The 15446-nt window shown below is 44.5% G+C and carries 17 protein-coding genes; 9 read left to right on the top strand and 8 right to left on the bottom strand.

Annotation, left to right across the window (positions count from 1 at the left end; all coding sequences use genetic code 11):
* Window positions 1-2: 2 nt before the first annotated feature.
* From EWM62_RS17075 to EWM62_RS17065, 3 genes are all read right to left on the bottom strand, one after another.
* Window positions 3-1247: a porin family protein gene (locus EWM62_RS17075; protein WP_129877894.1), complete on the bottom strand. Its 1245-nt coding sequence runs from the start codon at window positions 1245-1247 to the stop codon at window positions 3-5.
* 23 nt (window positions 1248-1270) lie between these two features.
* Complete coding sequence (locus EWM62_RS17070; RefSeq protein ID WP_129877893.1) at window positions 1271-2014, bottom strand: hypothetical protein; 744 nt, start codon at window positions 2012-2014, stop codon at window positions 1271-1273.
* A gap of 66 nt (window positions 2015-2080) precedes the next feature.
* Window positions 2081-2602, bottom strand: coding sequence for an NADPH-dependent FMN reductase (locus EWM62_RS17065; protein ID WP_129877892.1), 522 nt, complete (start codon window positions 2600-2602; stop codon window positions 2081-2083).
* Between the two features lie 278 nt (window positions 2603-2880).
* Here EWM62_RS17065 and EWM62_RS17060 point away from each other — a divergent pair, with 278 nt between their 5' ends.
* Genes EWM62_RS17060 through lepB form a run of 5 tightly spaced genes read left to right on the top strand, consistent with a single transcriptional unit; the run spans window position 2881 to window position 7251 of the window.
* Window positions 2881-3684: a ParA family protein gene (locus EWM62_RS17060; protein WP_129877891.1), complete on the top strand. Its 804-nt coding sequence runs from the start codon at window positions 2881-2883 to the stop codon at window positions 3682-3684.
* A 4-nt stretch (window positions 3685-3688) separates the two neighbouring features.
* Window positions 3689-4603, top strand: coding sequence for a ParB/RepB/Spo0J family partition protein (locus tag EWM62_RS17055; RefSeq protein ID WP_129877890.1), 915 nt, complete (start codon window positions 3689-3691; stop codon window positions 4601-4603).
* 3 nt (window positions 4604-4606) lie between these two features.
* Window positions 4607-5311, top strand: coding sequence for a DUF5683 domain-containing protein (locus tag EWM62_RS17050; protein ID WP_129877889.1), 705 nt, complete (start codon window positions 4607-4609; stop codon window positions 5309-5311).
* A gap of 31 nt (window positions 5312-5342) precedes the next feature.
* Window positions 5343-6092, top strand: coding sequence for a 4-hydroxy-tetrahydrodipicolinate reductase (gene dapB, locus EWM62_RS17045; protein ID WP_129877888.1), 750 nt, complete (start codon window positions 5343-5345; stop codon window positions 6090-6092).
* Between the two features lie 22 nt (window positions 6093-6114).
* A complete protein-coding gene (lepB, locus tag EWM62_RS17040) occupies window positions 6115-7251 on the top strand; it encodes a signal peptidase I (protein WP_129877887.1) in 1137 nt (378 codons plus the stop codon).
* A gap of 224 nt (window positions 7252-7475) precedes the next feature.
* On the opposite strand, the gene EWM62_RS17035 is transcribed toward lepB, so the two are convergent.
* The 5 genes from EWM62_RS17035 to EWM62_RS17015 form a co-directional block, all read right to left on the bottom strand.
* Window positions 7476-8438 carry a Gfo/Idh/MocA family protein gene (locus EWM62_RS17035; protein WP_129877886.1) on the bottom strand — a complete coding sequence of 321 codons (963 nt, stop codon included), beginning with the start codon at window positions 8436-8438 and terminating at the stop codon, window positions 7476-7478.
* 126 nt (window positions 8439-8564) lie between these two features.
* Window positions 8565-9629 carry a hypothetical protein gene (locus tag EWM62_RS17030; RefSeq protein ID WP_129877885.1) on the bottom strand — a complete coding sequence of 355 codons (1065 nt, stop codon included), beginning with the start codon at window positions 9627-9629 and terminating at the stop codon, window positions 8565-8567.
* A 90-nt stretch (window positions 9630-9719) separates the two neighbouring features.
* Window positions 9720-10607, bottom strand: coding sequence for a class I SAM-dependent methyltransferase (locus EWM62_RS17025; protein ID WP_129877884.1), 888 nt, complete (start codon window positions 10605-10607; stop codon window positions 9720-9722).
* A 124-nt stretch (window positions 10608-10731) separates the two neighbouring features.
* Complete coding sequence (locus EWM62_RS17020) at window positions 10732-11484, bottom strand: ABC transporter ATP-binding protein (protein WP_129877883.1); 753 nt, start codon at window positions 11482-11484, stop codon at window positions 10732-10734.
* Complete coding sequence (locus EWM62_RS17015; protein ID WP_129877882.1) at window positions 11481-12212, bottom strand: MlaE family ABC transporter permease; 732 nt, start codon at window positions 12210-12212, stop codon at window positions 11481-11483. The genes EWM62_RS17020 and EWM62_RS17015 overlap by 4 nt, the downstream gene beginning before the upstream one ends.
* 93 nt (window positions 12213-12305) lie before the next feature.
* Here EWM62_RS17015 and EWM62_RS17010 point away from each other — a divergent pair, with 93 nt between their 5' ends.
* The 4 genes from EWM62_RS17010 (at window position 12306) to EWM62_RS16995 (ending at window position 15419) form a co-directional block, all read left to right on the top strand.
* Window positions 12306-13010, top strand: a complete 705-nt coding sequence (locus EWM62_RS17010) for an SDR family oxidoreductase (protein WP_129877881.1) — start codon at window positions 12306-12308, stop codon at window positions 13008-13010.
* A 113-nt stretch (window positions 13011-13123) separates the two neighbouring features.
* A complete protein-coding gene (locus EWM62_RS17005) occupies window positions 13124-13732 on the top strand; it encodes a PspC domain-containing protein (RefSeq protein ID WP_129877880.1) in 609 nt (202 codons plus the stop codon).
* Between the two features lie 2 nt (window positions 13733-13734).
* Window positions 13735-14703 (top strand): LiaI-LiaF-like domain-containing protein, encoded by a 969-nt coding sequence (locus EWM62_RS17000; RefSeq protein ID WP_129877879.1) that lies wholly within the window; start codon window positions 13735-13737, stop codon window positions 14701-14703.
* A gap of 47 nt (window positions 14704-14750) precedes the next feature.
* Window positions 14751-15419 (top strand): RDD family protein, encoded by a 669-nt coding sequence (locus tag EWM62_RS16995; RefSeq protein ID WP_129877878.1) that lies wholly within the window; start codon window positions 14751-14753, stop codon window positions 15417-15419.
* The last annotated feature ends 27 nt before the right edge of the window (window positions 15420-15446 follow it).

The following is a 15446-nucleotide window of genomic DNA, read 5'->3' as shown; positions in this document are numbered from 1 at the left end:
GTTTATTTAAATAAATATGCTACTCCCGCCTGTAATGTACTGTAAGATATTACGAAATATGGGTCGACATTAATATTGTTAGGAGGCGTATACATCGCAAAAACATCTATTTTTTTGTTGATAGTAAAGCCTGTTTTAATAATAATAGGGTTGAACGATGCTTTGTAAAAGTTAAAAGTTGGGCCGGCGAATTGTCTGAACTCCGAGCCATCTTTGTTTCTGAAGGCCTTATTTAAATACGTGTTGATCGATATCTGGCCACCAATGGCCGCATAAAATTTCAGATCGGGCTTGTTATAAAAATTATATACCACCTGTGGCGTTATACTAAATGATAGTTGGGTGAAATGGAAAACAACATCATTGTAAGGCGATACCTGGTTCTTGTAATTAGATTCGTATTTGTTTGCACCAATTCCAAATTCAACCCTAAAGGCTACGTTTTGAGCATTTGGGTTGGCGTAAACATTTAAGCCTGCAACAAAAGCCGGCATAATTGAATTATAAGGTTTTCCGCCTGCCTTTTTGTATTCGCCGCCCGTAGTAAATGACGATATATTAGCGCCGGCACCTACATAAAAGTAATTGGCATCTATAACGTTATCCTCTTTTGCCGATAGCCTCTCATTAATTTTACTTACCACGCCCAAAATATCCTGGTAGCTATATTCGCTTCTCTGGATAGTCATGTTCAGTTTATCATTTAACAGGTTTAAGTTGCTCGCAACTATGCTCAATTGTTTTTTATAGGTGCTTTCGGCAATTGTATTGCTTTGCTGGCCATTGGCATAATGTAAGCGATAAATAAGCTCTGTTGGCAATTGATGCCCGGCCCCTATGAAATACCTTGTTTTAATAATGTCCTGGTAACTATAAAGCGTTATGTTTTTACCCTTTTGCAATACCTTTAAAAACACCACATCAATTTTGAACGATGTATCACGGCTACTGGAAAGGTTATCGCTGGTATTATCTATCGAAATTGGGCCTGTATAACTTTTATAAGCAGCAAGCCCGATTACTTCAAAAGCGGCTATATCTGCGGGTTTTATTTTTTTCGCCCCCTCATCGGCAAGTGTACTTTTAAACTCAATATATTCGGGGTTGGCTTCCCATCCCCTGTAATTGATAACGCCGCGGGTAGTATCGCCGGTGGTGCTTATTAAAAGGGCGGGCTTGTAGTTGCTTTGGGCAGATACAGATAAGGATAACAGGAATGCTATTCCTAATAAAAAAATTGATCTCATGATGATATAATTGGATAAGGAGGTTACATTTTACTGATAACAAGGCCGGCTATAACCACAAAAAGCGCGGACGCCAAAACCAGCTTAGCATAGTTTTTTTTCTTTTTTACGAGTGCCGGTTTATCAATGTCGTTTATGGCTGATACTACTTTAACAATGCTGTGTTCGCGGTATTCTAAATGGTCTAAGGTTTTTTGCAGCTTGTCGGTAAGTTTGCCATACTTTAAAGCCAGCGAGCCAAGCTGCTGTATAAATACGTTATCGGTTTTATTGCGCACATCATTTGCTGCCGATGTATTTGACCACACATATACCCTGTAGAGCAATTCATGTGGTGCGGCATCATTTTTTTCGCTCACAAAAAAGCGTGTTTTAATATTGTCTGAATAAGAAAAAAGCGAAAGGTTTTTACCCGATTGTAAAACCTCTAAAAATACCGTATCAAGTTTGGTGGTGGTATCCTTAGGTGCCAGGTGGTTTTCGTCGGTAGTGCCCAGGCTTATATGGCATATAAAGCGTTTGTATGTTAAGGCGCTATCAATAGTAAACTGGCCGATATCGGCAACAGTAAATTTTTTAGCTTCATCAATGCCTTTGGCTTTAAATGATACAAAGCGCGGGTTGCTATCCCATTCGTGCTCGCTGATAAATCCTTTAAGGGTGTCGCCTTTTAAGGTAATAACGTAACCGGGTTTAAAATTGCCCTGCGAAAAGCATACGGCAGGGAACAGGAGGGCTGCTGACAGCAGTAAATAGTAAAATTTCATTTGTGATAATTGGCGGCATGAATATAGATAAACCCGGCGAGAAATGCCGCGCAATTTATGCGATAGTTAAAAATTAATAAACTTATCCATCTGTTCGTTGGTAAAGCGCAGGGTGTCTTCGGCAATAAGGTTGCCCTGTGCATCCATCTCGTTGCGGATAGATGCGATGTGGATCTTTAACGGCATAACGTGCAGGTTGATGTAATGGCACACGCCGGTAAAATGATCGATACCGCGGATGTTGCCATACTTACCTGATGACAGGCCCACCAGTGCTGCTTTCTTATCATAAAAACTCTCGGGGAAGCTGCAGGCATCAACAAAAACTTTTAACACGCCGGGGTAGCTGCCATTGTACTCGGGTATAATAAACAGGAATTTATCGGTAGCGGTTACCAGGTTCTGTATTTTTGTAAAGGCTTCGCTGCGCTTGCCATACAGGTCGGTTTCCATCAGGTTTGGCGGTAGCTGCGTTAACGATAGCAAATTGGTTTCCAGGCCTTTTGCAGCCAGCTGTTTTTGATAATAAGCGGCAAGTTTTATGGTTGAGCTATTGGGGCGGTTGGTAGATGCTATAATGGTGACCATTTTATTTAGTGAATTAGTGAATTGGCGAATTAGTGATCGGCTTTAATGGTAGATAAAGGTTAATTGCCTAACGGTAAGCAAAAAAATTCACTAAATCACTAAATCAATAATTCACTAATTACCACCCACAATGTTTGTAAGTCGGCAAAACTGTTAATTTCTCAATTGTTTAAATCCGTATCTTTAGCGGCGGATAAAAAAACAATACAAACATAGAAATTTCTATTCCTGTTTTTCGTTGTAATAAACCGCAGATATAATTTTTTTTGAGATACAGAATGAGTAAAATTATTGCTTTAGCCAATCAAAAAGGTGGCGTTGGAAAAACCACATCATCAATAAACCTTGCCGCGAGCTTAGCCGTGCTGGAATACAGGACCTTACTGGTTGATGCAGACCCGCAGGCTAACTCAACATCGGGTATAGGGTTTGATCCGCGCAATATCAAAAACAGCATTTATGAGTGTATCATTAATGATATTAACCCGCACGATGCCATACAGAAGACCGAAACGCCAAACCTTGACCTGCTGCCCGCACATATAGACCTGGTTGGTGCCGAGATAGAAATGATAAACCTGCCTAACCGCGAGTTTAAAATGAAAGCGGTGTTAGAAAGCATCCGCGATGAGTACGATTTTATCATCATAGATTGCTCGCCTTCGCTGGGCTTAATTACAATAAACGCCCTTACCGCTGCCGATTCGGTTATTATCCCGGTACAGTGCGAGTACTTTGCGCTCGAAGGGTTAGGTAAGCTGTTAAATACCATAAAAATTGTACAATCGCGCCTGAATACGCAACTGCAGATAGAAGGTATTTTACTGACCATGTACGATGTGCGCCTGCGCCTGTCAAACCAGGTGGTTGACGAGGTGCGCACCCACTTTGAAGATATGGTTTTTGATACCATTATACAGCGTAACACCCGCCTAAGCGAGGCGCCAAGTTTTGGTATATCGGTAATTATGCACGATGCAAACTGTAAAGGTGCTGTAAACTATTTAAACCTTGCCCGCGAGATCATTCGCAAGAACGGGCTGGTTAGCAACGAGGAACTGGCAACCACAGTAACCGCTTAACAACATGAGTACAGAAAAAAGAAACGCTTTGGGAAAAGGGTTAAGCGCCCTGCTAAACGATTCCCCGAGCGTAAACGCTAATAAACATACCTACGCTAACCCAAACAGCCAGTTAGCCGAACTGGATAGCCTGGGATCGGTTAACGAGATAAAGATAAACGAGATAGAGGTTAACCCGTTTCAGCCCCGTACGGAGTTTGATGAGCAGGCCCTTGCCGACCTGTCGGCATCTATAAAGCTGCAGGGTTTAATACAGCCTATTACCGTTAGGCGTGTTAGTCCGCATGCTTACCAGCTGATATCCGGCGAGCGCAGGCTGCGGGCATCAAAAATGGCGGGCCTAACTCAGATCCCCGCTTACGTACGTACCGCCAACGACCAGCAAATGCTGGAAATGGCGCTTATAGAGAACATACAGCGCGAAAACCTGAATGCCATTGAGGTTGCCCTGAGCTTTCAGCGGATGATAGACGAATGCAGCCTTAAGCAGGAAGAGCTTGGCGATCGCGTAAGCAAAAACCGGTCTACCGTTACCAATTACCTCAGGCTGTTAAAATTACCGCCAACCATACAGGCATCCTTAAGGGATGGTGGTATAACTATGGGGCACGCAAAAGCCTTATTAGCGGTTGAGGACCCTGCCGCCCAGCTTTACATCCATCAGCAGATCATCAAAAACGAACTATCGGTACGCAAGGTAGAGGAGATGGTTAGGGAGATACAAAAAGCGCCTGTAAAAAAGGAAGGGAAACAGCCCGAAACACTATCGTACCAGCTTCAAAAGGTAGAGGATGACCTTGCTTCGAAGTTTAGCACCAGGGTAAAGCTTAAAGTTAGCAGCCAGGGCAATGGATCAATAGAAATTCCGTTCTTATCCGAAGACGATCTGGGCCGTATACTCGAAATGCTGGATTGGTAAACTATGCTGAAGCAACTTTTAACTACTGTAATATTTTTAAGTTTTGCCTTTTATGCTATGGGCCAAACTCCCGATACGGTGGCTGCCAAAGCCAAAACTGATACAGTTGCTAAAAAACTAGATACGGCTAAACGCACCTCGTTTGCGCCTAAAGTAAAAAAGGAAAAAATATACCACCCCGATAGTACCCATATACCAAGCCTAGCTGTAAAGCGATCGCTTTTTGTGCCCGGATGGGGGCAGGTGTATAACCACAGGCTATGGAAAGTGCCGCTTATTTATGTAGGCCTTGGCCTTTTGGGTAACGCGGTTATTGTTAATTTAAAAGAGTATAAGGTATTTTTAGCCCTGGCAAAAATTACCCGCACCGGGGGCATCCCCCAACCAAACGAGCCCACATACGCCTCCTATATAAAATATAAAAAAGAATACGACCTTTATGTAGTGAACTACGGCGCATCAAACCCCGATCTGGAAAACGCGGCCAGCGGCTACCAGCGTAACTTTCAGATAAGTATACTAAGCATACTGGCTGTGTGGGGCGTGCAGGCTATTGATGCTTATATCGATGCAAAGTTCATCAGTTCGTACACGGTTGACGATAATTTATCAATGAAAGTAACCCCTACTTTAATATCACAGCCTGTGTACGCGGCAAATTTTAACAGTGCATTTATTCCGGGTATAAAATTTACCTTTACGCTTTAAATACAAAAGCATACAGCTAATTAGATCGCCGATGAAAATTGCATTGTTAGGTTACGGAAAAATGGGTAAGATAATTGAAAAGATAGCCCACGACCGTAAACACGAAATTGTATTAAAGATTGATTACAACAACCTTGATGAGCTTACCACCCAAAACCTGCAAAAGGCCGATGTAGCTATTGAGTTTAGTACCCCTTCAACCGTTTTAGGTAATATCGAAAGCTGCTTTAAGGCAGGTGTGCCCATTGTGGTTGGCACAACCGGCTGGCACCACGAAATAGAACAGATAAAAGAGCAGTGCGAATACCATAAAGCAGCGTTTATATACGCTACTAATTTTAGCGTGGGTGTTAATGTGTTTTTTCATGTAAATAAAATACTGGCCAAACTGATGAACAACTATCCGTATTACGATGTGCAGGTAGAGGAGATCCATCACACGCAAAAACTCGATTCGCCGAGCGGAACGGCCATCACTATTGCCGAAGGCATATTGGATAACCTGGATGCCAAAAAGGATTGGAAGAATGTGGTAATAAGCGATGATAAGGCAGATGATGACACCATTGCTGCTGATGAATTGCTTATCGAATCGTTACGCATCGAGAATGTGCCGGGCACGCACACCGTTATTTACGATTCTGAAATAGACACCATTGAGTTTAAGCACACCGCCCATAACCGTAACGGGTTTGCATTGGGCGCCGTGCTGGCCGCCGAGTGGATAGCAGATAAAAAAGGTTTTTACTCTGTTGAAGATATGTTTGATTTTAATAGCTAATTTGCTAACCAATATTTAAGTAATGAACTGGAAATTCTGGAATAAAAATAAAACGAAGGATAAGAACAAAAGGAAAAAAAGCGCCGGGCGCGAGTGGCTTGATGCTATTCTTTTCGCTGTAATTGCCGCAACGCTTATCCGCACGCTTTTTATAGAAGCGTATACCATACCAACCCCATCAATGGAGCGGTCGCTTTTGGTGGGCGATTTTTTATTTGTTAGCAAGGTAAATTACGGCGCGCGTACCCCAATTACGCCTATTGCCTTCCCTTTTGCGCACCATACCATGCCGCTGATAGGTACAAAGGCTTATTGGGATGGTGTTAAGCTGCCATACTACCGCTTACCGGGCTTAAGCGATGTAAAAAAAGGCGATGTAGTGGTGTTTAACTATCCAATGGAAGCCGATTCGCCGTTTTACAGGCCGGTTGATAAACGCGAGAATTACATTAAGCGATGCCAGGGTGCGCCGGGCGATACTTTAAGGCTAATAAACGCCCAGGTGTACGTAAACAGCAAAGCCGCCCCAAACCCGCCGGGCGCGCAAACCGATTATACCATAACCACCGATGGGATGGATATAAACCCACAGGTACTGGCAGACTTGAAGGTATCTAACTATGAAAACGTACCATCGCCAACCATGACCAGGGATGCCGCTGCCAAACTTAAAACATACTCTAATATAAAATCCATTACACCTAACTATAAACCGGCCGGCATAGCCGATCCGTTTAACCCGGTGTTCCCGGCGGCATATCCAAAATATAAGCTGGACCCTAAGAACAAGGATTTTGACTGGAACGTAGACAACTACGGCCCTATCATCATCCCCAAAAAAGGCTGGACGGTAAAGCTGGATAGCTTAACCATGCCTGTTTATGGCCGTGCTATTGAGGTTTACGAAGGCAATAAGCTTAAAATTGAGAACGGTAAGGTTTATATCAACGATAAAGAAGCCACCAGCTATACCTTTAAAATGAATTATTACTGGATGATGGGTGATAACCGCCACGATAGCGCCGACTCGCGCTACTGGGGCTTTGTACCCGAAGACCATATAGTAGGCAAGGCCCTGTTTGTATGGATGAGCTGGGACGATAACGCATCGTTCTTCAGCAAGATCCGCTGGAGCAGGTTATTTATGGGGATCCATTAATATTCCGATAAGATATTTAAAAGCCCCGCTCTTACAAGCGGGGCTTTTTTGATATACTCAACGCGCTGTCATTTCGAGCGAGCAGAAGGGCAGGCCTGTGTGAAGCGGGCGACGAGAACTCTTATACAAGCGATAAGTTGACAGCATGGCGTATAAGATTTCTCGTCGCTCCCCGCTCTTCCCCTCTCCGCTCGCTCGAAATGACATTCAGGAATAATATACACCTATTCCCCAATATATTTTAACCCCACAATAGCCCTTGCATCATCAATCATTTTTATCATTTGGCGCGACATTTCATGCGTAATAATCGGGCTTTCTGTTTTACCGGCTTTCATTAACTCTACAAAGTGCGCAATCTCGTAGTTCAACCCGCCTGCGGTAAAAGGCTCATCTATTTCAACTACGCGTCCATCCAAATAGTTAATGGTAGCTTTTGCCGGGTTCCACCAGTTTTTGTGGATGGTGATATGGCCTATGGTGCCGCAGATGAGCGCATCGCCTTTGCCATGCAGATCGAACCCGCCGTAGAGCTGCGCGTAGCCGCCCCGGTGCCGGGTTTGGAAAATGCTGAACATATCTATCTCCATCCCGCTGAAGCGGCCCATGGCCTGTACTTCTTCGGTTTCGCCAAGCCAGTCTATCGCTAAAAAAGCTTCGTAAATACCAATTTGCATCAGCGCGCCGCCTGCCAGCGCATGACTAAAATTTGGATGGTCCCTGCTAATATCCGCCACCGACGAGCCCGCCCTTACATAACCCACCGGGCCAATGGGGTCTTGCTTCAGATACTCCTTTAATTTTTGATAAAGGGGATAAAACGGCGGCTTCATTCCTTCCATAAATAAACAGTTGCTTGCTTTGGCAACTGTTAAAACTTCCTCTAATTGCGGCAGGTTTAATGTCGCGGGTTTTTCGCATAAAACATGCTTGCCGGCATTAAGGGCTTTAATGGTGTAGTCGGCATGGGTATCAGGCAGGGTGGCAATGTAAACCGCGTCGATATCGCCTGCTAAGAGCTCGTCCGCGCTGCTGCTGGCCTCGCCGCCGTATTGCGCGACAAAAGCATCGACCGTTTCGGCCCTGCGCGAATACGAGGCCGCAAGCACGTTATCCGGCAAGGCGTTTAAACCCTGCATAAACCGGTGTGCGATGCGCCCGCAGCCGATGATACCCCATTTGGTCATAGTTTGAAGTCTTAAGTTCTAAGTCGTTAGTCCGAAGTCAAAAATGCGATTTAGTTTCAATAAAAAGCCTTAAGCTGAGGTTTTCAACTTAAGGCTTATGGCTAAAGACTTTCGACTTCAGGCTTATTATTGATACTGTATGTAAATAGGATAAGGGCTATATCTTGATAAAACCTCTGATGGGGTTAACATATGGTGAGGCGCTTTCTTGATATCGTTCTTGTAAAACAATTTAAAGCCTGTGAATTGAACCGGCTCCTGGTTAATAAAGTAACGGTAAGTGCCGGTTTTAAGATCTGGTTCGCCCCAGCCATCCATATCCATTACTACCTGCACCTCGGGGCGCAGCTTAATGTTTTTGTAGTTGGTCACCATTTTTTTAGTAAAGCGGTGAACCACTAAAATTTTTGGCGGCAGGCCGTTCTTCTTAACAATGTTGGCCAGGTAACCGGTAACATAGTTAATATCGGCAGCATCGTAAGTGCCTATTTTTTTGCCCGGCTTGCTTCCGTCTTTCATCGAAAATTCAGGGTCCATGCCAAAATGTACCTGCGGCATTTTAAGGTATTTTTCAAACAAAGGCAGTTCGGCCTGTATGTTGCTTAACGCTACCTGCACATCAAGGAAAACTATGGCGTGCGCTTTTTTGGCCAATGCCAGTACGCTGTCAATTTGTTTAAACGGCATACGGTAACGGTATTTACCATCCTTACCACCATCGCCCTGCGCAACTACGGCAATGTAGTGTAAGGCGGGCTGTACCGGCGTTTTAGGGTCGGCTTTTTCCCATGCCTTTACTTCGCCTTTTAATTTGGCCAGCATTTCGTTTGGCGGCAACTCGCCCAGTATCCCCATTTTTTTAGAGTACAGGTTACCGTAAAAAGATACCACACGTTTAAAAGGTAAAATAGCGCCTCCTAAGGGGTAAGGCTGGTTTTTAACGGGCCAGCGGCCGCTGGTATCGGTATGGGCGTTAAACTTTAGCAGTTCGTCGTATTTGGCTTTATCAATAGGCGGGTAAGTTGATTTTACAATGCCTAAGGTATCGGCTTCCTCGCCTTTAGCTTTCGCGGTGGTATCGCCGGCTTTTTTGTCGGCCGTTTTGCTGCCGCTGCTTTGGCTGCATGCCGAAAACAGTGCTAATGAACATACCGCGAACAGGGCGGAAAAAACTACGCTTTTCAATTTCATAGATCGATGGGGTATTTGAGTGTGTGCCGGTGTACCGGCTTTAATATGTGGTTAAATATAATGCTTGTTAATATAAATTACTGCACCTGGTTAGCTTTTATTTTTATAAAATTTTCCAAATACGCCCAAAGGCAATTTTGGGCCTGCAGTGGCTTGCAGGTACAGCTCGCCAATCTCCAGGTTTTGCACTTTTGGGTACGCGCTTTTGATCAGGTTTTCGATAATTACGGATGAAAAGCCCAACGAATAGGTGTTTAATATCAGGAAGTGTTCTTCCGGATCAAGCAGCTGCATCACATCGCTCATCATCTCGTTAATGTTATCTTCCAGCTTCCATTTTTCGCCGTTGGGGCCGTTGCCGTAGGCTGGTGGGTCCAGTATGATGCCGTTATAGGTTTTGCCGCGCTTCACTTCGCGTTTTACAAACTTCAAGGCATCTTCAACCATCCAGCGGATATCTTTTAAGCCCGATAACTCCTGGTTCTCGTTTGCCCAGGTAACCACCTGCTTTATCGAATCCACGTGGGTAGTATCGGCACCTGCCGCGCGGGCAATAAGCGATGCGCCGCCGGTGTAGGCAAACAGGTTAAGTACCTTTGGTGCCGGCGTTTTAAATTTTTTGATATTATCCGAAATATAATCCCAGTTTACAGCCTGCTCGGGGAAAATGCCCAGGTGCTTAAACGACGTTAACCCTAAACGGAATTTGATGGCTACATCGTTGTTTTTGTATTCAACGTGCCAGCGGTCGGCGGTCTTTTGGTCTTTCTTTACCCAGTCGCCGGCGGTTGCACTGCGGCCTTTAAATTTAATATGGTGCAGGCGCTGCCACTCGGCGGGGCTTAAGGCTTTGCTCCACACCGCCTGCGGCTCGGGGCGTATCAGTATGGTATTGCCAAACCTTTCCAGTTTTTCAAAGTCGCCGCAATCAATCAGCTCGTAATCTTTCCAGTGGGTTGGGTTAAGGAGTTGAATCATTTCTTTTTGGGTGTCAAGTATCAAGTAGCAAGTCAAGTAGTTTTCCTTGTTAGATGCAAAGGTAAAAAAAACGGCAAAGTTAGGTCTTGATACTTGATACTAAATACTTGCTACTACCAGCTACCTAAAGTTTCTCCTTCGCCGCCTGCATAAATTTGCTGGCAAATACAAAGTCGTTAAGTTCTTTATTATCGGTATGGGCAATTTCTTTGTTCGACCCTTCCCACCATTTCTGGCCCTGGTGCAGAAAGATGATATGGTCGCCTATACCCATTACCGAGTTCATATCGTGGGTAACCACTACGGTGGTCATATCATATTCAGTAGTAAGCTCCTGTATCAGGTCGTCTATCAGGATGGAAGTTTTTGGGTCGAGGCCGGAGTTGGGCTCATCCACAAACAAAAATTTGGGCTGCATGGATAATGCGCGGGCAATTCCCACACGTTTTTTCATCCCGCCCGATAGTTCGGCCGGGTAAAGCTTGTTCTTATCTTTCAGGTTTACACGCTCCAGGCAAAAGTTTGCACGTTCTTGTTTTTCGGATTTAGATTGGTTAGTGAACAGGTTTAGCGGGAACATGATATTCTCCTCTACCGTCATGCTATCAAACAAAGCCGAGTTTTGGAACAGCATACCAATCTGCGTGCGGATGGGCACGCGTTCGGTAAAATCCATATCGGTAAAGTTTTGGTCTTCAAAAAACACCTGGCCTTTGGTAGGTTCGTGCAGGCCAACTATGCATTTAAGCAAGGTGGTTTTGCCCGAGCCTGAGCCACCTATGATCAAATTGTTTTTGCCGGTTTGGAAGGTAGCAGTAATGCCTTTAAGCACATCGTTATCCCCAAAAGTTTTATAAATATCTTTAATCTCGATCATAGCATTAAACTGGTGATCATAAGGTCAGCAAATAAGATCCACACACAACTGTAAACCACGCCGGCGGTTGCCGACTGGCCTACTTCCAACGCGCCGCCTTTGGTATAAAAACCCTGGTACGAGCAAATAGAAGCGATAATAAAACCAAACACAAAGGCTTTAACCAAAGCCACCCTAACGGTAAGGCCGTCAAAACCATCGTTTACGCCCATCAGGTAATCGGCCGGGGTAATAGTACCGGTAATAAGGCAAGCTATATAACCGCCGGTAATACCCAGGCATATCGAAATAATAACCAACAGCGGTATCATGGTAATGGATGCCAGTATTTTTGGCGATATAAGGTACCCCGGCGCGTTAACACCCATTATCTCCAGCGCATCGATCTGTTCGGTTACGCGCATGGTGCCAATGTTTGATGCAAAATTTGAGCCTACACGCCCGGCCAGTACCAGCGATGATATGGTGGGGCTAAACTCCAGGATGTTGGAATCGCGCGAGATACTGCCTGCAATACTACGGGGCACCAGCGGGCTTGATAACTGGAAAGCCACCTGTATGGTGGTTGCGGCGCCGATAAATAAGGATATGATGCTGATAATGCCTAACGAGCCAATGCCCACAGAAACCATCTCGCGCATTACCTCGCCCCAGTAAACACTGAACTTTTCGGGCTTTTTAAAACTTAAACGCAATAAGAGTATATATTTTCCTAAGCTTTGAAACATTTGTAATGGTGAAAATCCGGTTAAAAATACATTTTTTAATATTAAGCTATATTGGCGGCTCCAATTCATTCAAATAAAATTGGATATTTATATATGAAAAACGCCCTTATCACCGCAGCAACCAAAGGCATTGGCCGTGCCGTTGCTATCGCTTTTGCTAAACAAGGAATAAACCTGGCAATTTGTTCTCGTAACGAGCAAGATTTATCAGATTTTAAACAAGAGCTTAAGGATATTAACCCCCAAATTACGGTGGCAACCATGGTTACCGACTGCAGTAAGCGCGACGAACTGAAAAATTTTGCCGCATTCACCGAGAAAAAGCTGGGTTTCGTCGACATTATTGTGAATAATGTGGGTATGTACAAGCATGTTTCTATACTTAACGATAGTGAAGATTCTTTCCAAAAACAGATAGATACCAACCTGATGCCGGCCTACGAACTGTACCGTTTCTTCGGTGAAAGTATGGTTTCCGTCGGTAAAGGGCATATATTCAATATATGCTCTGTAGCAGCTATAAACCCCATAGCCGAGGCAGGTGTGTATAGTGTAACTAAATATGCACTTTTAGGTCTTAATAAGGTAATGAGGCTCGAAATGCAGGGACATGGTGTTAAGGTAACAGCAGTGATCCCGGGGTCGACATTAACAGACTCGTGGAAGGATATGGAGGTTGATAAAACCAAAATGGTACTGCCGGAGGATGTAGCATCAGCGATAGTAAACATATTAAATATGAGCGCCGGTGCCAATGTTGACGAACTGATCATAAAACCTGCACCGGGCCAGATATAAAGCCTCTCCCCAAACCCCTCTCCGAGGGAGAGGGGCTTTTAAAATAAAAGTCTCTCCGCTAACCAGCGGAGGAGATTTAGAGGGGGCTTAAAAAACACTTAAACTAAAAGATAATGGAAAAGAAACTTTACAGAGACGAACTTCACAAATCAGTGGGTGGGGTTTGCGCAGGCTTAGCCGAGTATTTTAATGTTGATGTATCGGTAGTGCGGGTAATATTTGTATTATCCGTGTTTTTAAAAGGCATTGGTATATTGCCATACATTGTATTATGGATAGTATTGCCAAAAAGGCCGTTCAATTACAACGACCCTACTTTTAAACCGGGTGTTACACCTGGCTTTAATCCATCGTACGGGCATAGCTTTGGCAATGTGCATGTAGATTACACCGTACCGCCGCCACCAATACCGGGCCAGCCTTTTACACCGTATCCCCCCGCTAAAAAAACCTCTAACGTAGGTGTTGTTTTTGGTGTGATACTGATAGCCTTAGGCGCCATATTTTTGCTGGATCAGTTTGATTTTATCCCCGATTGGGATTTTGAAAAACTATGGCCTGTAATATTATTAGCTATAGGCGCAACCCTGATATTTGGCGGTAAAAAGAAACCATGGGAGAGAGAAGGCTGGCACGAAGAAAAGAAAGAGGCCGATTTTAGCGCCGATACCAAAGCCAGAACAACAGAAGAAACATCAAACGATAACACTCCAACTGTATAATCATGAAAAGCGAAAAAATAATCCCGGGCGTTGTCCTGGTTCTGTTAGGAACCGTGTTCCTGTTAGATAATTATAATGTAATTGATTTTCATTGGGCCAACTTTTGGCGCTTTTGGCCAATATTTTTAATAATGGGCGGTATAAACCTGGTTTTTGCCAACAACAAAAGCGCCTGGGCCACCATACTAAAAATATCGGTAGTGGTAGGTGGTTTTGCCTTGTTGATTTTTGTGCACACGCCAAGCCGTTATTTCTTCCCGCATTATAACTTCCATTATAATGATAACGACTACGATGACGATGATGATAATGACAGCGATAGTACCGGGATTGTAAAAGTAGAAGGCAGCAGCATCTACACCCAGCCATTTACACCCGGCGTTACCGCGGCAAAGCTTAATATTAGCGGAGGCGGTACACTGTACACCTTAAAGGATACCACCGATCAGCTTTTTTCGGCAGTTACCAAAGAACGCTATAACAGGTATATATACACCCATACTATGGATGGTACCGTACCGGTGCTTGAGCTGCGGATGAAAGACAAAAAAGGCCATATCGACTGGAACAGCGATAACGGAAACTCGGCCGATATTAAGCTTAATACCAGGCCCGAGTGGGATATTAACGTAAAAGCCGGCGCAACCGAACTTGATTTTGATATGTCGAAGTTTAAGATCCGCAATTTTGTAATAAACGGCGGCGCGGCATCGTTCCATGTAAAACTTGGCCAGCCGCTGGCAACTACCAATGTAGAAGTTTCGACAGGGGTATCTGAAGTAGAAATTAAAGTGCCGGCAAACGCGGCCTGCCAGATCACCACAAACTCGGGCCTGTCATCAAGCGATTTTGACGGGTTTGATAAAAAAGGCGATAACGTTTACGAAACACAGGGCTTCGCCGCCGCCACAAATAAGATCCTGATTCACCTTAAGGGGGGCGTGTCCGACTTTAAAGTAGTTAAATATTAATAGTTTTATTGCCGGATGGTACCGCTAATGTTTTAAATTTGAAAACTATGCAACCATCCGGCAATAATAATTTACAGCCTGCCAATACAGACCAGTATATATTGGTTATAAACGGTAAACCCGATGGCCCCTTTAGCATAGCCCAGTTAAAGGAGCGCAAAATTAAACCCGGCGATTTTATAAAAACCCCCGCCATGGACGACTACAAGGAAGCCCATGAAATAGCTGCGTTAAGGCAGCTTTTTGGTTTTAACAGGCAGCCGCTGCCCATGCAATACTTTGGCAGCTTTGACCAGCGCGCAATTGCCGCCGTTATCGACTGGCTTATTGTATCTGCAGCGTTTATTATGGCCGCTTTTGTAGTAATGCTCGTCCTGCTGCTCGTGCTATCCGGCGATGATAACAAGATACTGCGGATAGGCATTACCGTAGGTATCGTAGCGCTTACCCCAATCGGCAAGATCATCTATAACGTTAAAATGGAAGCCGGCCCCAGCCGCGGTACCTTTGGCAAGCAGCTAATGAAGATCCGCGTATGCGATATTTACGGCGAGCAGATAACCACCTCGCAGGCGTTTCTGCGTAACCTGTTCAAATACCTTTCAACCGCTACATTTTTTGTAGGCTACATCATGTGCTTCTTCACCCAAAAGCAGCAATGCCTGCACGACACGCTGGCCGACACCCTGGTTATTAAAGACCGGCTGGATAGTTAAGTTGTAGAGGTTGAAAAGGTTGTAGTA

Source organism: Mucilaginibacter terrigena (assembly GCF_004168255.1).
In the GTDB taxonomy this organism is placed as follows: domain Bacteria; phylum Bacteroidota; class Bacteroidia; order Sphingobacteriales; family Sphingobacteriaceae; genus Mucilaginibacter; species Mucilaginibacter terrigena.
This window is presented reverse-complemented; position numbering and strand designations above follow the sequence as displayed.